Origin of the sequence: Nocardioides humi (assembly GCF_006494775.1) — a bacterium.
Classification (GTDB): domain Bacteria; phylum Actinomycetota; class Actinomycetes; order Propionibacteriales; family Nocardioidaceae; genus Nocardioides; species Nocardioides humi.
Window position 1 is genome coordinate 305,961 of sequence record NZ_CP041146.1, and the last position, 19,812, is coordinate 325,772.

A 19,812-nucleotide genomic window follows, 5' to 3' on the forward strand; every position below is an offset into this window, starting at 1 on the left:
CGAGCGCCGCCCGCGTGGTGGTCGCCGGATCGCTCAGGACGCCAGCTTCCCCTGCTCGCCGCGGTCGGACCGGTCGGCCTTCTTCGACTCGGCCTTGGCGCGGGTGGCGTACATGTCGACGTACTCCTGCTGGGAGAGCCGCATGATCTCGTACATGATCTCGTCGGTGATCGAGCGCAGGATGAAGCGGTCGTTCTCCATGCCGGCGTAGCGGGAGAAGTCGAGCGGCTTGCCGAAGCGCACCGTCGGGCGGGTGATCCGGCCGAACTTCTTGCCCGGGGGCGCCACGACGTCGGTGCCGACGACGGCGACCGGGATCACCGGGACACCGGTCTCCAGGGTGAGCCGGGCGATGCCCGTCTTGCCGCGGTAGAGGCGGCCGTCGTGGGAGCGGGTGCCCTCGGGGTAGATGCCGAACAGCTCGCCCTCGGCCAGGACGCGCTTGGCCGACACCAGCGCACCCGACGCCGCGTCGCCGCTGGCGCGGTCGATCGGGATGTTGCCGGTGCCGCTGAAGAAGTTCTTCTGCAGCCAGCCCTTGATGCCGGGTGAGGTGAAGTACTCGGCCTTCGCGACGAAGCGCACCATCCGCGGGATCACGAGCGGCATGAAGAGCCAGTCGGCGTACGAGAGGTGGTTGCTGGCGAGGATGGCCGGCCCGGTCGAGGGGACGTTCTCGACGCCCTCGGCACGGGGCCGGAAGACGACCTTGAGCAGCGGCCCGAGGGCGATGAACTTCAGGAACCAGTAGAACAACCGATCGGACCTTTCCCCAGACTCCGGCGTCCGCCCGGACGGACGCCACTGGGACGGATCCTAGTGGCAGTGCGGCACAATCTCGCCATGCCGCCGAGCACCGACGAGAGCGCCAGCGAGAGCACCAGCGAGAGCACCGACGACCCGACCGCGCCGCTGGCGATCGCGGCCCGTCCCGAGCTGACCGGCGGGCGCCGGGTCGGCGTCCTGCTCAGCCACGGGTTCACCGGCTCGCCGGCCTCGATCCGGCCGTGGGGCGAGCACCTCGGCGCGCTCGGGTACGGCGTCGCCGTACCCCTGCTGCCCGGGCACGCCACCACCTGGCAGGACCTCAACACCCGGCGCTGGGCGGACTGGTACGCCGCGCTCGCCCGCGCCTTCGACGCGCTGCGGGCCGAGCACGACGCCGTCGTCGTGGGCGGGCTCTCGATGGGCGGCGCGCTGGCGCTGCGCCTGGCCGCCGACCGGCCCGACGAGGTCGCCGGCGTGATGGTGGTCAACCCGGCGGTCGCCAGCCGGCGGCTGGACATCAAGCTGCTGCCCGTGCTCAAGCACCTGGTGCCGTCGTTCCCCGCGATCGCCAACGACATCAAGAGGCCCGGCGTCGACGAGCTCGGCTACAGCCGCACCCCGCTCAAGGCCATCCACTCCCTCATCCGGGCGTGGCCGGCGCTGCGGGCCGACCTGCCCCGGATCACGGCTCCGCTGGTCTACTTCCGCTCCGCCGTCGACCACGTGGTCGACGACGCGTCGGAGCCGATCGTCCTCGACGGCATCTCCTCGACCGACGTCACCCGGGTCGCGCTGCCCGCGAGCTACCACGTGGCGACCCTCGACAACGACGCCCCGCTCGTCTTCGAGGAGTCGGCGGCGTTCGTCGCCCGGGTGACCGGGGCGTAGCCTGAGGGACGTGCAGCGGGAGGACCCGGACCACCAGGACGACGCCGCCTGGCAGGCGATCGTCGACAACTACGGCGACCGCGTCGAGCTCGACGCGGCCGAGGACGACCCCGGCCCCGCCGACGATGACGACCGGTACGACGACTCCTACGACGACGACACGTACGACGACTCCTACGACGACCTGGACCAGGCCGACGACCGCTTCGTCCCCGGCCAGCCGCCGCCGGTCCCGCTGCCGCCGCCGGACCGACTGCTCGCCTGGCTCGGCGTGTTCGGCTCGCCGACGGTGCTGCTGGTGTTCGTCGTGCTCGGGATCGGGATGCCGACGTGGCTGGGCTGGCTCCTCGTCGGCGGGTTCGTGATCGGCTTCTGCTATCTCGTCATCAGGATGCCGGGCTCGCCACGCGACCCCTGGGACGACGGGGCACGCGTCTGACCGCCTGCAGGGCGGCGACCAGGGCCCAGGCGCAGAGGCCGACGAGCAGCACGTTGCGCACCGCCAGCACGGCCACGACCACGATGCTCCAGCCGGAGTGGTCGAGCAGCTCGAGGTACCCGTGCGGGAAGACCACGTGCGTCAGCGCGGTCGCCACGAGCAGGACCGTGCTCCAGCGCAGCAGCCGCTGCCGGTCGCGTCCCTCGAGGAGGGCGAGGCCGGCACAGGCGGCGGGCAGCAGCCACAGCAGGTACTGGGGGCTGAGGACCTTGCCGCTGACGACGAACGCCGCGATCGCGCCGAGGGTCAGCCAGACGACGGCCGGCAGCCCGGTGCGCGGGTCGGGCAGCCGCAGCCAGGCGAGCAGCCACAGCCCGCCGAGCACCACGACGAGGAGGACGGTGACGACCGTCGAGACGACGATCAGGGCGTCGGTCCCGGGTCCGTCGACCTCCCAGGCGAGGGAGGGGGCGAAGAAGACCCGGTGGCCGTCCGGGGCGAGCGCCCAGCGCACCATCGCCGGCGTCGCGGCCACGGACTCGACCTGCAGGCCGCGGTCGCCCTGGTAGGACAGCGGCGAGACGATCCGGTCCCACCCGCCGACCGCGATGCTCACCGCCACCAGCCCGATCCCCGCCACCGCGCCGCCGACGACGACCCGGAGCCGGGTCGCGGCGGGCGCGGCGAGCGCCGGCAGCATCAGGGCGGGGCTGTACTTCAACCCGGTCGCGAGCACCGCCAGCACGGCCGCGCGCCGCGGCGCGTCGACCAGCCGGAGCAGGGCGAGCCCCACCAGGACGCCGGGCAGCAGGTCGAACCGGGCATAGGTGACCGCGCCGAGCGCCGGCGCCGCCGCCACCCACATCCAGGCGGCCGGCACGCTGCCGCGACGCAGCAGGGCCCGGTGGAAGGCCGCGTCGAGGAGCAGGAGCAGCACGATCAGCAGCAGGCGGTACTCGCCCGTCGCGCCGATGGCCGCCATCAGCGCGTACGGCGCCGCGAGCGCCAGGAACGCCGGCACGGGGTACTCCGCGAGGGTGCCGCCCACGCCCTCGGCGCCGAGGTCGTCGAGGCTGGCCCGGTAGTAGTTGAGGTCGGTGATGGAGCCCGACTCCGCCGTCAGCAGCAGCACGACGAGCACCAGCCGGGTCAGTCCCCACCATGCCCACAGGCGGACCCGGTCGGGCACGGCGCCCGGCACGACCGGTCCGCTCTCGAACGGTCCGCTCACGAACGGTCCGCTCACGAACGCCCGTCCCGGGCGAGGAGGGCCGCGCCGATCGCACCGGCCTCCGGCCCGAGCAGCGCGGGCACGAGGTCGGGCACCGCCCGGTAGGCGGTGCCCTGCAGCGCCCCGGCCAGGGCGTGCCGGGCCGGCCCGAGCAGCAGGTCGCCCACGGCCGACACCCCGCCGCCGACGATCACCAGCTGCGGGTCGAAGGCGGAGACCAGGCCGGCGGCGCCGACCCCGAGCCAGGTGCCGACCGAGGCGAAGGAGTGCAGGGCGACCTCGTTGCCCGCGCGCGCGAGGGCGGTGACCTCCGGCCCGTCGAGGTGACGGCCGAGCGCGACCCGGGTGACCCGCTCGAGGGCGCGGCCACTGCAGTACTGCTCCCAGCAGCCCCGCAGCCCGCACTCGCAGGCCAGGCCGTTGGGCACGACCTGCATGTGGCCGAACTCCCCGGCCAGGCCGTGGGCGCCGCGGACGACGCGGCCGCCGAGGACCACCGCACCGCCGATGCCGGTGCCGATGGTGATGAGGAGGGCGGAGCCGACGCCGCGGGCGGCGCCGGAGACGAGCTCGGCGTGGGCCGCGCAGTTGGCGTCGTTGTCGAGGACGACGGGCAGGCCCGTGCGCTCGGCGAGGGTACGGCGCACCGGCGCGTCGCGCCACGGGAGGTGGGCGCCGAACAGGAAGCGCTCCCCCGCCCCGTCCACCAGCCCCGCGGCCGAGACGCCCAGCGCGCGCGGCTCGGTGTCGCCGTACACGTCCCGGGCGGCGAGGGCGACCGCCGCCTCCACCTCGTCGGGTCCGGCCGCCAGGCCCGGCATCGGCCGGGTGGCGGTGGCCTCGACCGCCCCGGCGGCGTCGATCCGGACCGCGAGCACCTTGGTGCCGCCGACGTCGACGCCGACATAGGTCATGTCAGCCGCGGGCCAGGTCCGCCGCACCGACGACGCCGGCGCGGTTGCCCATCGCCGCCAGCCGGATCTCCGGCTCGACCCGGTTGCCCCGGCCGATCAGCTCGCGCTCGAAGCCCGCGCGGATCGGGTCGAGCAGCAGGTCGTGGGCCTCGCTGACGCCGCCGCCGATCACCACGACCCCGGGGTCGAGCACGGCGGCCAGCGAGGCGATGCCCTGCCCGAGCGCGTCGCCGAGCCGGGCGAGCTGGGCGACCGCGAACGGGTCGCCGGCCTGGGCGGCGGTGGTGACGAGCGGGCCGTCGATCGCCTCGACGTCGCCGCCGGCGCGCTCGAGGAGGGCCCGGGCACCGGCCGGGTCGTCCAGCGCGGCCTCGCGGGCGTTGCGCACCAGCGCGGAGCCGCTGCCGTACTGCTCCAGGCAGCCCCGGTTGCCACAGCCGCAGAGGCGGCCGTCGGGCACCATCCGGAGGTGGCCGATCTCGCCCGCGACGCCGTGGGCGCCGCGCAGCAGCCGGCCGCCAGCGATCACGCCGCCGCCCACGCCGGTGCCGACGGTGACCATCAGCTGGTCGTCGTGGTCGCGCCCGGCGCCGTACCGGAACTCGCCCCACGCCGCGACGTTGCCGTCGTTCTCGACCACCACCGGGAGCCCGATCAGGCGGCTGAGGTCGGCGCCCAGCGGCTCGTTGCGCCAGGCGATGTTGGGCGCGAAGAGGACGGTGGACCGGTCGGAGGCGATATAGCCGGCGGCGCCCACGCCGACCGCGGTCACGGCGTGCTCCGCGACCAGCTCGGCGACCAGGCCGGCCACCGCCGCCTCGATCGCGGAGGGGTCCGTCGCCGGCGAGACCACGCGCGACTCGGCGAGGACGGTGCCGTCCTCGTCGACCACGGCGCCGGCGATCTTGGTGCCGCCGATGTCGATCCCGCAGGTCAGGGTGCCGGTCACGGCGCCGGCTCCTCGGGGTCGTCGAGGTCGATCCGCTGCACCTCGGACGCCCGGGTCGTGCCCTCCTGCGGCGTCTCCATCAGGCTCGCCGCGGCCTGCAGCAGGGAGGACGCCGCCACCATCAGGTGCGCCTTGACCTCGGGCGAGGTCTGCCGGACGGCGTGCACGACCCGGCAGACCGGGCAGTACTTGCACTCGACCGCGTCGGTCGCGAGGTGCTCGCCGACCTCGTGGGCGGCGTCGCCGGTGTGCTGGCGGGCCAGGTCGGCGAAGGCGCCGAGGAGCCGCATCGCCTCCTCGCCGACGCTGCCGACGTCGTCGGGCCTCGGGTCGTCGGGCCTCTGGTCGTCCGTCATCGGGCCTCCACCGGCTCGGGCTCCGCGAACCGCACGCGGAGCTCGCCCTCGATCACGCTCGCGCCCGCCACCCGCAGCCGCGCGAGCCCGGGCGGCAGGGTCAGCAGGCGACGGTACGAGCCGACCGTCATCACCAGCTCGTCGCCGTTGCGGGCCAGGTCGACCTCCGAGCGCGACACGTTGGGCAGGAACAGATGCGCGACCGCGCTCCCGTCGTCGCCGCGGGAGACGCGGAACGGCCCCTCCCCGGCGGGTACGGCGAGCGGGTCGGCGTCGTCGTACAGGGCTCCGGCGAGGGCGCTCAGCGCGTCCACGCCGACCGGCTCGGCGGGCTGGTACTCCGAGGTCCACACCGGCAGCCCGCCGAACGACTGGGCGACCTCGCGCAGCACGGCCGCCTGCGCGGCGACCCAGCCGGCCCGCCACGGGTCGTCGTCGCCGGCCGGGAACACCCGGTTGGCGACGACGCCGTCGACGCGGTACCCGAACAGGCACAGGCTGGTGTAGGCGCGGCGCGCCTCGGCGAGGACGACCTGCTCCGGGGTGAGGACCAGCCGCACGGTCGACTCCGGCCCCGACAGCAGGTCGTGGACGTCGTCGAGCTCGGCGTGCAGGCGGGTGATCGCGTCGAAGACGGCGTCGCCGGGCATCGGCACCCCGGCCGCGCGGTTGAGGACGGGACGCAGCGCCCTGACCAGCCGGCGCTGGATGGGCAGCAGCCGCTCGAGGTACCAGCCCAGGGCCTCCGGCAGGGCGAGCAGCCGCAGCGTCTCGGCGGTCGGCGCACAGTCGACGACGATGACGTCCCAGCTGCCCGAGCGGGCGTGCTGGCGCAGCTCCAGCAGCGCGAGCACCTCCTCGGCGCCGGGGATCACGGTCATCTCCTCCGCCGCGACCGGGTCCATGCCGACCGCGTCGAGCACGGAGAGCAGGTAGCGCTGGATGTCGGCCCAGGACTGCTCGAACCGCAGCTGGGCGTCGACCTGCTGGAGGTAGAGCCGGGGCGCCACCTCGGTGGGCTCCGACGCACGGGCGTCCGCCGTGGCGCCGTACGCGTCGGCGAGGGAGTGCGCGGCGTCGGTCGAGATCACCAGCGTGCGCAGGCCGCGCGCCGCGGCGAGCGCGGCGGTGCCGGCGGCGACGGTGGACTTACCGACACCGCCCTTGCCGGTGAAGAGAACGATCCGCACGGACTGGCTCCGCATCAGCGCCGTCAGGCGCCGGACTCGACGCGCTTCTTCAGGCCCTTGAGCGCGGTGTCGATGAGGATCTTCTCCCCCTTGCGCTTGAGCATGCCGATCAGCGGGATGGAGACGTCGAGGGCCAGCCGATAGGTCACCTCGGTCGCGCCGGCGCCGGTCTCGCGCAGGACGTAGGCGCCCTCGAGCGCCCGGAGCATCTTGCCCTCGACCAGGGTCCAGGTGACCTGGCGGTCGCCGTCCCACACGTAGGCGAGGGTGTACTCGTCCTTGATCGGCGAGACGTCGAGGGCGAAGAACACCTCACGCGCGCGGCCGGCCGCGGCCGGGTCGCTGTCGTCGTACGACGAGCGCACGTCGGCGACGGTGACGCCCTTGGCCCACTGGGGGTAGGCCGCGAAGTCGGCGATGACGGCCATCACATCCGCGGCGGGTGCGTCGACGACGATCGACGAGGACGTCTGTTCGGCCATGCCGGAAGGCTACCGGAACACGCGCCCGTCCAGCCGCCTGGGCGACGTGATGCCCGCCTCCGGCGGCGGTAGCCTGCGCGACGTGGTTGTCTCCGGAGACTCGCCGTGTGTCCCGCACCCCGGGCACGCACCTGGCGGCGTTAGCGTCGCTCGGAAGACAACCCGGTATGCCGTCGCTCCGCCGCCTTGCCATGCACGCACCCGGAGCACGGACCACCCCCGACGAGCCCCCGGAGACAACCACTGATGCGCGAGTACTCCACCCCGCTGACCATCGAGCTCCCCGCGGGCAATCTCACCGACGACGTGGTCCGCAACGCGGCCGACGCGCCCGACGCGGTCCAGTTCAGCCGGGCGACCGGCGACGGCGGCTGGGACGACGTCACCTGCGCCGCCTTCCTCGACGAGGTCACGGCCGTGGCGAAGGGCCTCGTGGCAGCGGGGATCGGGGCCGGCGACCGGGTCGCGCTCATCTCGCGCACCCGCTACGAGTGGACGCTGCTCGACTACGCCGTCTGGTTCGCGGGCGCGGCGACGGTGCCGATCTACGAGTCCTCCTCCGAGGAGCAGATCAACTGGATCCTGTCCGACTCCGGCACCCGCGCCGTGGTCTGCGAGGACGCCGGCCACCGCAGCCGGGTCGAGGCCACCCGGGACGCGCTGCCCGCGCTCGAGCACCTGTGGACCATCGAGGACGACGCGATCGCGACCCTGATCGCGCTGGGCGCCGAGGTCTCCGACGCCGACCTGGAGGCCCGTCGTACGACGACCGGGCCGGCGGACCTCGCGACCCTGATCTACACCTCGGGCACCACGGGCCGCCCCAAGGGCTGCATGCTCACCCACGACAACTTCCAGACCGAGCTCGGCGTCGCGGTCGCCGAGCTGGAGCGGCTCTTCGACGCCGACGACGCCTCGACGCTGCTCTTCCTGCCGCTGGCGCACGTGTTCGCGCGGATCATCCAGGTGGGCTGCGTGAAGTCCCGCACCCGCCTGGGCCACAGCGCCGACATCAAGAACCTGCTCCCCCAGCTGGCGACCTTCCGCCCGACCTTCATCCTCGCGGTGCCCCGCGTGTTCGAGAAGGTCTTCAACACCGCGTCCCAGCGGGCCACGGCCGACGGCAAGGGCCGGATCTTCGACCGGGCCGCGGAGACCGCGATCGCCTACTCACGGGCGCTCGACGGCGGCCGGGTGCCCCTGCGGGTCCGCGCGCAGCACGCGCTGTTCTCCCGCCTGGTCTACGGCCGGCTGCGCGCGGCGCTCGGCGGCAACTGCGAGTTCGCCGTCTCGGGCGGCGCGCCGCTCGGCGACCGGCTCGGCCACTTCTACCGCGGCATCGGCGTCACCGTGCTCGAGGGCTACGGCCTCACCGAGACCACGGCGGCGCTGACGGTCAACCTCCCCGACGCGCAGAAGGTCGGCACCGTCGGGCGACCGATCCCCGGCACCGCCGTACGGATCGCCGACGACGGCGAGCTGCTGTTCCGGGGCGGCCAGGTCTTCACGGGCTACTGGAACAACCCGGAGGCGACCGCCGAGGCGATCGACGCGGACGGCTGGTTCCACACCGGCGACGTCGGCGAGGTCGACGACGAGGGGTTCGTGCGGATCACCGGCCGCAAGAAGGAGATCCTGGTCACCGCCGGCGGCAAGAACGTCGCGCCGGCCGTGCTCGAGGACCGGGTGCGCGCCTCGGCCCTGGTCAGCCAGTGCCTGGTCGTCGGCGACGGCCAGCCGTTCATCGCCGCGCTCGTCACCATCGACGAGGAGGCCTTCCCGGCGTGGGCCGAGCAGCACGGCAAGACCGGCAAGGTCGCCGACCTGGTCGACGACGAGGACCTGCGCGCCGAGGTCCAGGCCGCCGTCGACGAGGCCAACAAGGCCGTCTCCAAGGCGGAGTCGATCCGGAAGTTCACGATCCTGCCCGCGGACTGGACCGAGGAGGCCGGGCAGGTGACCCCCAGCCTCAAGCTCAAGCGGAACGTCGTGATGCGCGAGTGCCGCGACGAGATCGCGGCGCTGTACTCCTGACGGGGACATAGTCCCGACGGGCCATCCCGCGGGCTGCGATCGGACATCATTCTCCGGCATTTGGCGATTTCGCTCACGCCTGCGGCGCGGACTTCGCTAGCCTCGGCCTGCGCTGCAGTGGGGAGCAGTCACCAGTACATGGGGCGGGAGGGCTCTGAAGTGGACCGTCGCAGGTTGTTGCTCGTCGTGGCCGCGGTGATCGCCGCGCTCGGCGTCGGGCTCGTGTTCGTCTTCGCCCGCGGCGCCGAGTCGCGCGCGGCGGAGAAGTACCAGACGACGAACGTCGTCACCGTCGCCGCCGGGAAGACGGTCCTCCCCGGCGAGAGCATCAAGTCCGCGCTCGACACCGGCAAGCTCGCCGAGACCGCCGTCCCCCAGGGCCAGGTCCTCGACGCCGCGCTGCGCCAGGACGACCTCGGCGACCTCGACGGCAAGGTCGCGCTGACCACGCTGTTCGCCGGCGAGCAGCTGCTCTCCACCAAGTTCGGCGGCGTCGGCGACACCGTCGACGTGGCGTCGCTGCCCCTGCCGACCGGCATGATCGCCAAGCCGGAGTCCTTCGACCTCCCCGTGGGCTCGTTCATCGAGCCCGGCTCCCAGCTCGCCGTCTTCCTGACCGTCAACCCGAGCACGCCGACCTGCCTGCTCATCGACCGGGTGACCGTGCTGTCCAAGGGCGCGCAGACCGAGACCACGACCGACGGCGGCTCCACCGAGGGCAGCGCCCCTGCGCTCCACCTCGCCGTCACCCAGCAGCAGTTCGAGTGGCTCCAGGACGGCCGGGAGCGCGGCAAGCTGTCGGTGGCCCTGCTGAACTCCGAGAGCGAGGTCAAGCTCGACAAGACCGGACCCTGCGCCTCGATCCGCGGGAGCGAGTGAGGACGTCATGCCGGTTCTCGTCGAGCAGGATCCCGCCCTCGTCGACAGCCTGGTGCGCGCCATGCCCACCGGCTCGCACGCGGTCGCCACGACCGACCGCGCGCTGGCGTGGCTCGACCAGCACCCCGACGAGTACGTCGTCGCGCTCGGCCCGTCGGTCGAGCTCCTCTCGGCGCTCGCCACCGCCGAGGAGCTGCGCATCAAGCGGCCGACGGTCAGCGTCATCCTGGTCCGCGAGCAGTTCGACACCGAGGTGCTCACCCGCGCCATGCACGCCGGCGTCCGCGACGTGGTCGTCGCGGGCGGCGACGAGAAGGCGCTGACCAGCGCCGTCGAGCGCGCCCACCAGCTCTACCAGGCCCTGCGCGGGCCCGGCGGCGCCCGCCAGCTCGGCCGGGTCGTCACCGTCTTCTCCCCCAAGGGCGGCGTCGGCAAGACGACGTCCTCGGTCAACCTGGCGCTCGCGCTCACCGACCGCGGCGCCCGCAAGGTCTGCCTGGTCGACCTCGACCTCGCCTTCGGCGACGTGGCCATCACCATGCAGCTCTTCCCGACGCACTCGATCGAGCAGGCCGTCGGGTCGGAGGACTCCATCGACCTCGCGATGCTCGAGGGCCTGCTGACCCGGCACCAGGACACGCTGACCGTGCTCGCCGCGCCGGCCCATCCCGACGTACGGGAGCGGGTGACGCCGCTGCTGATCTCGCGCATCCTGCGGGCCCTGCGCGACGGCTTCGACTACATCGTGGTCGACACCTCGCCGTCCTTCGACGACGCGACGCTGACCGCGCTGGACGAGACCGACGAGTGCGTGATCGTCGCGACGCTCGACGTCCCCACGCTCAAGAACGTCAAGGTCGCGCTCGAGACCATGGACATGCTCAGCATCGCCCGCGGGCACCGGCACCTGCTGCTCAACCGCGCCGACGAGCAGGTCGGCATCAGCGTCGAGAAGGTCGAGAGCATCCTCGGCATGCCGGTGAGCGCCCAGGTCGCCACGGCGGTCGACATCGCCGCGGCCACCAACGCCGGTACGCCGATCGTCTCGCACAAGCCGGGCCACCCCGCGAGCCTCGCCTACGCCCACCTGGCGGCGTCGGTGACCGGCGAGCCGGTGGCCCCGCCGGCCACCGCGTCCCCTGCGCAGCCCGAGCAGCCGCGCTCGCGCGGCCTGTTCCGCCGCGGGAGGGGCTGAGCCCGTGTCCAGCCTCTCCGAGCGCCTCGCCGCTGCCCGCCGCGAGGCCGCGGCCCAGGGCAAGCACGCCGCCACGCCAGCGGCGGACGCCGAGCTCCTCGCCGACGTCGTCGGCGCGACCGAGCAGACCACCCCGATGCCGGCCGCCGCGCCCGCGCAGGCCGAGCAGAAGATCCCCGGCCCGCTGTCGTCCCGGGCGGCGGCCGCCGCCGGGGAGAGCCGGGGCGGCCGCCGGATCGCGGGGACCGAGACCGACCGCCTCGAGGACCTCAAGGCGAGCGTGCACGCCGAGCTGATCAAGCAGCTCGGCCCGCACCTCTACGACGCCGAGATGGACCAGGAGGAGCTCGACCAGACGGTCCGCTCCGTCCTCTCCGACGTGCTCGGGGCCCAGGACCGGCCGCTCAGCGCGGCCGACCGGGCACGGGTCACGCAGGAGATCACCGACGACATCCTCGGCTACGGCCCGATCGACCCCTACCTGCGCGACCCCGAGGTCTCCGAGGTGATGGTCAACGGCCACGACGACGTCTGGCTGGAGCGGGACGGCCGGCTGACGAAGGCCGAGGCCCACTTCGCCGACGAGGCCCACCTGCGCCGGACCATCGACAAGATCGTGTCCCGCATCGGCCGTCGCGTCGACGAGTCCTCTCCCATGGTCGACGCCCGCCTGCCCGACGGCAGCCGCGTCAACGCCATCGTCCCGCCGTTGGCGATCGACGGCTCCGCGCTCACCATCCGGAAGTTCTCGACCGACCCGCTGACCGTGCAGGACCTGATCAACTTCGGGTCGCTGACGCCGCAGACGGCCGACTTCCTCGACGCCTGCGTCCGCGGCCGGCTCAACATCATCGTCTCCGGCGGCACGGGCGCCGGGAAGACGACCACGCTCAACGTGCTGTCGTCCTTCATCCCCACCGACGAGCGGATCGTGACGATCGAGGACGCCGCCGAGCTCCAGCTCAAGCAGGACCACGTCGTCCGGCTGGAGTCGCGGCCCGCCAACATCGAGGGCAAGGGCGCCGTGACCATCCGCGACCTGGTCCGCAACAGCCTGCGCATGCGCCCCGACCGCATCTTCGTCGGCGAGGTCCGCGACGCCTCCGCGCTCGACATGCTCCAGGCCATGAACACCGGCCACGACGGCTCGATCTGCACGCTGCACTCCAACGGCCCCGCGACACGCTCTCCCGCATGGAGACGATGGTCATGATGGCCGGCATGGACCTGCCGATCCGGGCCATCCGGGAGCAGGTCGCCTCCGCGGTCGACCTGATCGTGCACCAGACCCGCTTCAAGGACGGCTCGCGCCGGGTCACCCACCTCACCGAGGTGGAGCGGATGGAGGGCGACATCATCACCCTCCAGGACGTCTTCGTCTTCGACAACTCGGCCGGCTTCGACGAGAACGGCCGGATCCTCGGCCGGCTGCGCTCGACCGGGCTCCGCCCGAAGTTCCTGGAGAAGCTCGCCTACGCCAATGTCGCGGTCGATCCGACGATCTTCCGGACGGAACGCATCTGATGACCGCGGCGCGCACCCTGCGCCTCGGGGCGGCCGCGCTGCTGGTCGCCCTGCTCGGCCTGCTGCCCGGCGGCCCGGCGTACGCCGAGGACGGCGGCATCGCGCACGTCGAGTCCACCGGCGACGGCATCCGGATCCTGGTCGACGTCCCGGCCGGCGCCCGGGTCGACCTGTCCGGCGCGACCGCGACCCTGGACGGCGAGAAGCTCGACGCGACCGCCACGAGCACGACCTCCGGGTCGGCCGTGAAGCGCACGACCGTGCTGCTCATCGACACCAGCAACTCGATGCGCAAGCAGGGCCGGTTCGCGGCCGCCCAGCGCGCCGCGACGACCTACCTGGACGCCGTCCCCGACGACGTCGAGGTCGGCATCGTCACCTTCGACAGCGCCGTCGAGGTCGCCCTCGAGCCGACCACCGACCGCAGCGCCGCCCGCACCGTCATCGACGGGCTGTCCCTGCGGCGCAACACCCTGCTGTACGACGGCATCCTCGCCGCCACCGACCTCGCCGGCGACAGCGGCCAGCGCTCGCTGCTGCTCCTCTCGGACGGCGCCGACGCCGGGAGCAGCGCCTCCCTCGAGGACGCCACCGCCGCGATCGAGGACGCCGGCACCCGGGTCCACATCGTCGGGCTCGACCTCGACGAGGACCAGCTGGCCCCGCTGCGCACCATCGCGGCGGCCGGGAAGGGCGACGTCATCACCTCGAGCGGGTCCGCGCTGGCCGCCGCCTTCGCCGAGCAGGCCGAGGCGCTCGCCGACCAGGTGCTCGTCACCGCTCCCCTCCCCTCGGGCTTCTCGGCCACGGTCGCGACGGTCCAGGTCACCCTGCCGACGAGCGACGGCGAGCCGGTCGTGGCCCGCGCCCTCGCCCCGGTCGAGGCCGCCAGCACCCCGGGCGCCGCGGTCCCGCTGCCCACCATCGCCGACGAGGGCGCCGGCTGGACGGCGCCGGACTGGCTGCTGTGGGTCGGCATCGGTGTCTTCGCCGTGGGCCTGGTCGCGGTGGCCGTCCTGCTCGTGCCCGCGCGCCCGGCCCCGATGAGCATCGCGGACCGGGTGACGGCGTACAGCACCCGGGTGACCGGGCTCGAGGAGCGCCAGCAGAAGCCGCAGGCCGAGCCCGTGCTCGACCAGGCCAGAGCCGCGGCCGCGGAGATCCTCGAGCGCAACAGCGCGCTCAACGAGCGGATGACCCGGCGGCTGGCCGCCGCCGGCAGCGAGTTCAAGCCCTCGGAGTGGCTGCTGCTCCACATCGGCTCCGTGCTGGCCGGCGGCGTCGTCGGGCTGCTGCTCGGCAAGGGCAGCATCGTCCTCGGCCTCCTGTTCATGCTGCTCGGGTTGGTCGCACCGCCCGTCTACCTGCGCCTCATGGCGGGCCGCCGGCGCCGGGCCTTCGACGCCGCGCTCCCCGAGGTCCTCCAGCTGCTCTCCGGCGCGCTGAGCGCCGGGCTCTCGCTGGCCCAGGCCGTCGACACGGTCGTCCGCGAGGGGCCCGAGCCGATCGCCTCGGAGTTCAAGCGGGTGCTCGTCGAGGCCCGGATCGGCGTGTCCATCGAGGACGCCTTCGAGGGCGTCGCGGCCCGGTTCCAGAGCAAGGACTTCGGCTGGGCCGTGATGGCGATCCGGATCCAGCGCCAGGTCGGCGGCAACCTCGCCGAGCTGCTCACCACGGTCGCGGCCACGATGCGCGAGCGGCAGTTCCTGCGCCGGCACGTCCGCGCGCTCTCCGCCGAGGGACGGCTGTCCGCCATCATCCTGTGCGCGCTGCCGGTGCTCTTCCTCGCGTTCCTGTTCCTGACCAACCGCCAGTTCCTCGATCCGCTGATCCACGACCCGCGCGGCTGGATCCTCTCCGGCTTCGGCATCGTCTGGATGGTCATCGGGAGCTTCTGGATGTCCCGCATGGTGAAGGTGGACATGTGATGCTGCTCCTGCTCGCCTTCGTGCTCCTCCTCGCCGCCATCGCCGCGGTCGGCGCCGCCTTCACCAAGGAGCAGCCCCAGGGGCTGGCCCGCGCCCTCGAGGCGCTGGAGCGCTCCGGACCCGCCGGTCACGAGCTCGCCGAGGAGGCGGACCGGCCGTTCGCGGACCGGATCCTGGCGCCCTTCCAGGCCCGCGCCCTCGCCCTCGGCCGACGGCTGACCGGCGCCGACAAGGCCGACCGGATCCGCCGCCGGCTCGACTTCGCCGGCAACCCGCGGGGCTGGACGATCGACCGGGTGCTCTCGACGAAGGTCCTCTGCGCCGTGGTCCTCCCGGTGCTGGTGGTCGCCTACGGCGCCCTGCTCGGCGGCTCGCTCACCACCCTCGTCGTGATTGCCATCGCCGCCGCCGTGCTGGGCTTCTTCGGCCCCGACCTCTACCTCTACAACAAGGCCGCGCACCGCGCCGACCAGATCAAGCGCTCGTTGGCCGACGCCGTCGACCTGCTCACCATCAGCGTCGAGGCCGGGCTCGGCTTCGACGCCGCCGTCCAGCAGGTCGCCCGCAACACCGACGGCCCGGTGGCCGAGGAGTTCTCCCGGGTGCTGCGCGAGATGCAGCTCGGCATGAGCCGGTCCGAGGCGCTCAAGGCGATGGGTGCGCGGAGCAACGTCGATGACCTCCACACCTTCGTCGGCTCCATGGTGCAGGCCGACGCCTTCGGCATCCCGATCAGCCAGGTGCTCCGGGTCCAGTCGAGCGAGATCCGGGTCAAGCGCCGGCAGTACGCCGAGGCGAAGGCCCAGCAGGTCCCGGTCAAGATCATGATCCCGCTGATCCTCTTCATCCTGCCCTGCCTGTTCATCGTCGTGATGGGCCCTGCGGTGCTCAACGCCCTCGACGCGTTCAACGGCAAGTGAGCGGACGGTCGCGGCACTAGGGTGGAGACCATGCCGAGCAGCCAGACCTATGCGGTGGTGGGCGCGGCGCGCCTCTTCGCGCTGCTGGCCATCGGCGGGCCGATCGTGTGGTTCCACCAGGAGCAGGGCCTGCTCGCCCTGGCCGCCGTGGGCGGACTCTGGATCTACCAGGCGGTGACCGCGACACGCCGCGAGCTTCAGCTCTCGCTGAGCCCGATGACCGAAGCCGCCGCGATCGGCGTCGTCTGCGCGCTCGGCATGGAGAACTCCCCCGTCATCCTGGCCGCGCTCGTCGTGCCGCCTCTCTACGCCACCGCGATCTCCGGCGTGCGCACCATGGTCCGGACCGTCCTGGTCGAGCTGATCGCCGTGGTGGCGCTCAGCCTCATGTGGTGGGAGGAGATCACCTCCGACCAGGCCGTGGCGATCTTCACGTGGGTCATGGCCGGCCTGGGGCTCAGCCTGATCGCCGCGGTGACCTTCTCCTCCGACCGGGTCCCCGACCCGGTGGCGCCCTACCGCGACGCGCAGGAGCACCTCAAGCAGCTGATCGGCCTGGCCGGCAGCCTCAGCTCGGGGCTCGACGTGGGCTCCCTCGGCGGCGAGCTGCTCAGCGAGGTCAGCGACGGCATCCCCAACCGCGCCCTCGTGCTGTACGTCCCGCGCGGCGACGCCCTCGCCTCGGTCGCCTCGACCGTGGAGCTCGAGCCGGCCGACGCCGTGGCGACCGAGACCCTCGCCGGCGACGTCCGGATGCAGGAGGAGGGCACCCACCGCCCGGTCGAGATCGGCGAGGGCTTCGCGTTCCGGGTCAGCGACCAGGCCATCGTGGCCGGCCTCCGCCCGGCCGGGTCCGACACCACCCGCCCGCTCCCCCTGACGGCGGTGGCCGACGACCTCGCCGACACCGCGGTCAAGCTCGACGCCGCACTGCTGTTCGCCCAGTTCCGCGACGCCGCGACCGCCGACGAGCGCAACCGGCTCGCCCGCGAGATGCACGACGGCGTCGCCCAGGACATCGCCTCGCTCGGCTACATCATCGACGCCCTCGCCGCCCGCCCGGCCGACGAGCAGCAGGCCAAGGCGCTCACCATGCTGCGCGAGCGGGTCTCGAAGGTCGTCTCCGAGGTACGCCAGTCGGTGATGAACCTGCGCACCAGCATCGGCGAGAGCGAGAGCCTCGGCGCCGCGATCAGCAATGTCGCGCGCCACCTCTCGGAGTCCTCCGGCATCCCGATCCGGGTGCGCCTCGACGAGCAGCCGACCCGGCTGCGGCCCGAGGTGGAGGCCGAGCTGTTCCGGATCGCCCAGGAGGCGATGAACAACGCGGTCAAGCACGCCCGGGCCACCTCGATCGACGTGCGCTGCCAGGTCTACGCGCCCGAGGCCGTCATCACGGTCACCGACGACGGCGTGGGCCTGCAGGCGGCCCGCTCGGACTCCCACGGCCTGAAGATCATGCGCGAACGTGCCAGACTGATCGGGGCGGAGCTCGTGGTCCGCGACAATGCCAGCCGCGGCCTCACCGTCGCGGTCGCCCTCAAGATCCCCCGGAGCGCGCTCGCCGACGGCGTCGCCTCCCCGATCCTCACGGAGCAGCGATGAGCGACTCGACCACCGTCCTCCTGATCGACGACCACGAGCTGATCCGCGACGGCCTGGGCGCCGTGATCGACCTGGAGCCGGACCTCAGCGTGGTCGCGACCGCCGGTTCGGTGAGCGAGGGCATCCAGCGCTACCGCGAGGTCGCTCCCGACGTGGTGATCACCGACCTGCAGATGCAGGACGGCACCGGCCTCGACATCGTGCGCACGCTGCGCAAGGAGAGCGACCAGGTCGGGCTGATCGTGCTGACCATGCACTCCGGCGACGAGCAGATCTTCGCGGCGATGCAGGCCGGCGCCTCCGGCTTCGTCGGCAAGGACGCCCCGTCCACCGAGGTGATCAAGGCGGCCCGGCACGCCGCGGTCTCTCCCAAGGCCTTCGTGTGCGCCGGTCTCGTCGGGGCCATGATGCGCCGCCAGTCCGCCGAGTCGACGGCGCTCACCGAGCGCGAGCACGACGTCCTGCTGCTGCTGGCCGAGGGCCTGAACGCCGCCGCGATCGGCCAGCGGCTCTATCTCTCGGAGTCGACGACCAAGTCCCACATCGCCCGGATCTACCAGAAGCTGGGCGCCGCCAACCGGGCCCAGGCGCTGGTGACCGCGATGCGGATCGGGCTGCTCTCGACCGTGCAGCCCTCGGCCCGCTGACGCCCCGCGCACGCGCCTGGCCGCTAGTCCGAAGTGACTAGCAGCGAGGAGACGAACTCCCGATCCGCCGCCGTCGCGGCTCCGGCAGAGTTCTTCTCGTCGGGGAGCACTCCCCGGGGACACGAAGAACCAGTGCAGAGGGAGACCCCGATGATCCAGTACCTCAACATCCTGCTCAACGCCCGCCTCGCCAAGATGGAGGAGCGCGGCGCGACGGCCGTCGAGTACGGCCTGCTCGTCGCCCTCATCGCGGCCGTCATCATCGGCGCGGTCGTCATCCTGGGCGGCAAGCTCAACACCGCCTTCGAGGACGTCAACAGCGAGCTTTCGGGCGCGGCCACCGGTAGCTGATCGCCCATCTTCAGCGGCCGCGTCATCGCTCGCGATGACGCGGCCGCCGCACTTCCACCCACAGACCGAGGACCGCCATGACCCCATCGAGCGCGATCGAGCAACGCGGCGCATCCGCGGTCGAGTACGCCCTCCTCGTGGCGCTGCTCGCCACGGTGATCGTGTTCGCGGTGGTGCTCTTCGGCGGCGGCGTCTCCACCCTGTTCGAGAACACCAACGCCAGCTTCGACAGCGCGATCAGTCCGTAGGACGCGCCTGGAACTGGTTCGCCAGCCCGATCCGCTGCAGCACCGTGGGGTGGGAGCCGAACCACCACTGCGACCACGCCGGAGGGGTGGGGTCGGCGTGGGACCGCACCGCCAGCCGGCGCTGGAGGTCGACGAACGCCTGGGGGGCGTTGGTCACCTCCAGCGCCGTCTGGTCCGCCCGGGTCTCGATCGCCCGGCTGATCCCGTTCTCGAGCGGCGCCACCAGCACCGTCGCGATCGCGACGAGCGCCAGGACCCGCGGCACGGCGGACACCTCGTCGCCGCCGTCCTCCCCCGGCTCCCGGCGCACGCCGGGCAGCAGGAGGCCGAGCAGGCCCACCCCGACCAGGGCGCCGGCGGCGCCCAGGAGCGTCCCGGTCAGCACGTCGTCGTACTTCGCGTGCGCGAGCTCGTGCGCGACCACGGACAGCGTCTCGCCGTGGGGCGAGCCGTCCACGAGCGTGTCGTAGAGCACCACCCGGCGGCTGTGCCCGAAGCCGGAGACGTAGGCGTTGAGCGTGGTCGTACGCCGCGACGCGTCCGCGACGAGCACGTCGTCGACCGCCACCCCCTCCTTGTCGGCGAGCGCGAGCACGTCGGAGCGCAGCGGGCCGTCGGGCAGGGACGCGAACCGGTTGAAGACCGGCTCGACCACCAGCGGATAGGCGAAGGACCCCAGCACCACCAGGAGCGCCGCCACCAGCCCCGCCACGGCGGGCCACAGCCGGGGCAGCCGGCGCATGCACGCGACGAGCGCGACCACCGCGATCGACGTACCGATCACCGTGATGAGCAGGCCCTTGACCTGGTCGAGGCCCCAGGCCGCCCAGGTGCTCGTGACCAGGCCCTCGTCGAGCCCGAGCCTGCGCAGCGCGACGCCGAACGGGAGCGTGGCGAGCTCACCGACCAGGGTGAGCCCCAGCACGACGACGACCACGCGGACCCACCACCAGCCGCGCAGTCGCGCGGCCCAGCGGCGCCCGGTCCGCCCGAAGCCGAGCCAGGCCGCGACCGCCAGCGCGACGGCGAGGCCGGACCAGCTCCAGATCCGGGCCCACAGGGCGTAGTGCTCGCCACGGTCGATCTGCTCCTGGGTGAACACCGACGACGCCGTCACCGCGTCCGGCAGGCCGCCGGGGACGGGGTGCCACGGGACCCGCGCCGCGGCGACCAGCACGAAGGCGGCCACCCCCACCAGGACGGTGCCGAGCGCGACCCGCCGCACCGCGGACCGGTCCACCGGCCGATCGTCTGGGAGCACGAC

The 19,812-nt window shown here is 73.2% G+C and carries 21 protein-coding genes; 13 read left to right on the forward strand and 8 right to left on the reverse strand.

Going from position 1 to position 19,812, the window contains the following annotated elements; translation table 11 throughout:
* Positions 1-33: 33 nt before the first annotated feature.
* Positions 34-756: a lysophospholipid acyltransferase family protein gene (locus FIV44_RS01450; protein ID WP_141002950.1), complete on the reverse strand. Its 723-nt coding sequence runs from the start codon at positions 754-756 to the stop codon at positions 34-36.
* Positions 757-843: 87 nt separating this feature from the next.
* Here FIV44_RS01450 and FIV44_RS01455 point away from each other — a divergent pair, with 87 nt between their 5' ends.
* Positions 844-1,656, forward strand: a complete 813-nt coding sequence (locus FIV44_RS01455; RefSeq protein ID WP_141002951.1) for an alpha/beta hydrolase — start codon at positions 844-846, stop codon at positions 1,654-1,656.
* A gap of 10 nt (positions 1,657-1,666) precedes the next feature.
* Positions 1,667-2,095 (forward strand): hypothetical protein, encoded by a 429-nt coding sequence (locus FIV44_RS01460; RefSeq protein WP_141002952.1) that lies wholly within the window; start codon positions 1,667-1,669, stop codon positions 2,093-2,095.
* On the opposite strand, the gene FIV44_RS01465 is transcribed toward FIV44_RS01460, so the two are convergent.
* From FIV44_RS01465 to FIV44_RS01490, 6 genes are read right to left on the reverse strand one after another with little or no spacing between them, the layout of a single operon-like run.
* Positions 2,043-3,326, reverse strand: a complete 1,284-nt coding sequence (locus FIV44_RS01465) for a glycosyltransferase 87 family protein (protein WP_141002953.1) — start codon at positions 3,324-3,326, stop codon at positions 2,043-2,045. The genes FIV44_RS01460 and FIV44_RS01465 overlap by 53 nt on opposite strands.
* 11 nt (positions 3,327-3,337) lie before the next feature.
* Positions 3,338-4,240: an ROK family protein gene (locus FIV44_RS01470; protein ID WP_141002954.1), complete on the reverse strand. Its 903-nt coding sequence runs from the start codon at positions 4,238-4,240 to the stop codon at positions 3,338-3,340.
* Between the two features lies 1 nt (position 4,241).
* A complete protein-coding gene (locus tag FIV44_RS01475; protein ID WP_141002955.1) occupies positions 4,242-5,189 on the reverse strand; it encodes an ROK family glucokinase in 948 nt (315 codons plus the stop codon).
* Entirely contained in the window at positions 5,186-5,545 is a 360-nt protein-coding gene (locus FIV44_RS01480) for a hypothetical protein (protein ID WP_141002956.1), read from the reverse strand. The genes FIV44_RS01475 and FIV44_RS01480 overlap by 4 nt, the downstream gene beginning before the upstream one ends.
* On the reverse strand, positions 5,542-6,735 hold the full coding sequence (locus FIV44_RS01485; RefSeq protein WP_141002957.1) for an ArsA family ATPase: 1,194 nt from the start codon (positions 6,733-6,735) through the stop codon (positions 5,542-5,544). The genes FIV44_RS01480 and FIV44_RS01485 overlap by 4 nt, the downstream gene beginning before the upstream one ends.
* 23 nt (positions 6,736-6,758) lie before the next feature.
* Positions 6,759-7,217: an SRPBCC family protein gene (locus FIV44_RS01490; protein ID WP_141002958.1), complete on the reverse strand. Its 459-nt coding sequence runs from the start codon at positions 7,215-7,217 to the stop codon at positions 6,759-6,761.
* Between the two features lie 246 nt (positions 7,218-7,463).
* On the opposite strand from FIV44_RS01490, the gene FIV44_RS01495 reads away from it, so the two are divergent.
* From FIV44_RS01495 to FIV44_RS01540, 11 genes are all read left to right on the forward strand, one after another.
* Entirely contained in the window at positions 7,464-9,251 is a 1,788-nt protein-coding gene (locus tag FIV44_RS01495; protein WP_141002959.1) for an AMP-dependent synthetase/ligase, read from the forward strand.
* 174 nt (positions 9,252-9,425) lie between these two features.
* Positions 9,426-10,130, forward strand: a complete 705-nt coding sequence (cpaB, locus tag FIV44_RS01500; protein WP_141002960.1) for a Flp pilus assembly protein CpaB — start codon at positions 9,426-9,428, stop codon at positions 10,128-10,130.
* A gap of 7 nt (positions 10,131-10,137) precedes the next feature.
* Entirely contained in the window at positions 10,138-11,325 is a 1,188-nt protein-coding gene (locus FIV44_RS01505; protein WP_141002961.1) for a CpaE/TadZ family protein, read from the forward strand.
* Positions 11,326-11,329: 4 nt separating this feature from the next.
* Complete coding sequence (locus FIV44_RS01510) at positions 11,330-12,538, forward strand: TadA family conjugal transfer-associated ATPase (RefSeq protein ID WP_246086754.1); 1,209 nt, start codon at positions 11,330-11,332, stop codon at positions 12,536-12,538.
* Complete coding sequence (locus FIV44_RS31660; protein WP_246086755.1) at positions 12,520-12,849, forward strand: hypothetical protein; 330 nt, start codon at positions 12,520-12,522, stop codon at positions 12,847-12,849. The genes FIV44_RS01510 and FIV44_RS31660 overlap by 19 nt, the downstream gene beginning before the upstream one ends.
* Positions 12,849-14,777, forward strand: a complete 1,929-nt coding sequence (locus tag FIV44_RS01515; RefSeq protein ID WP_141002962.1) for a type II secretion system F family protein — start codon at positions 12,849-12,851, stop codon at positions 14,775-14,777. Before FIV44_RS31660 ends, FIV44_RS01515 begins: the two co-directional genes overlap by 1 nt.
* Positions 14,777-15,697, forward strand: a complete 921-nt coding sequence (locus FIV44_RS01520; RefSeq protein ID WP_141002963.1) for a type II secretion system F family protein — start codon at positions 14,777-14,779, stop codon at positions 15,695-15,697. The genes FIV44_RS01515 and FIV44_RS01520 overlap by 1 nt, the downstream gene beginning before the upstream one ends.
* A 30-nt stretch (positions 15,698-15,727) precedes the next feature.
* Positions 15,728-17,302, forward strand: a complete 1,575-nt coding sequence (locus tag FIV44_RS01525; protein WP_141002964.1) for a sensor histidine kinase — start codon at positions 15,728-15,730, stop codon at positions 17,300-17,302.
* Entirely contained in the window at positions 17,299-17,949 is a 651-nt protein-coding gene (locus tag FIV44_RS01530; protein ID WP_141002965.1) for a response regulator, read from the forward strand. Before FIV44_RS01525 ends, FIV44_RS01530 begins: the two co-directional genes overlap by 4 nt.
* A gap of 150 nt (positions 17,950-18,099) precedes the next feature.
* The gene (locus FIV44_RS01535) at positions 18,100-18,300 is read left to right on the forward strand and encodes a Flp family type IVb pilin (RefSeq protein WP_141002966.1); all 201 of its coding nucleotides are present in this window, start codon (positions 18,100-18,102) and stop codon (positions 18,298-18,300) included.
* A 77-nt stretch (positions 18,301-18,377) separates the two neighbouring features.
* Complete coding sequence (locus FIV44_RS01540) at positions 18,378-18,548, forward strand: Flp family type IVb pilin (protein ID WP_141002967.1); 171 nt, start codon at positions 18,378-18,380, stop codon at positions 18,546-18,548.
* On the opposite strand, the gene FIV44_RS01545 is transcribed toward FIV44_RS01540, so the two are convergent.
* Positions 18,538-19,788 carry a M48 family metalloprotease gene (locus tag FIV44_RS01545; RefSeq protein ID WP_141002968.1) on the reverse strand — a complete coding sequence of 417 codons (1,251 nt, stop codon included), beginning with the start codon at positions 19,786-19,788 and terminating at the stop codon, positions 18,538-18,540. The two genes, FIV44_RS01540 and FIV44_RS01545, sit on opposite strands and share 11 nt — an antisense overlap.
* Positions 19,789-19,812: the final 24 nt, after the last annotated feature.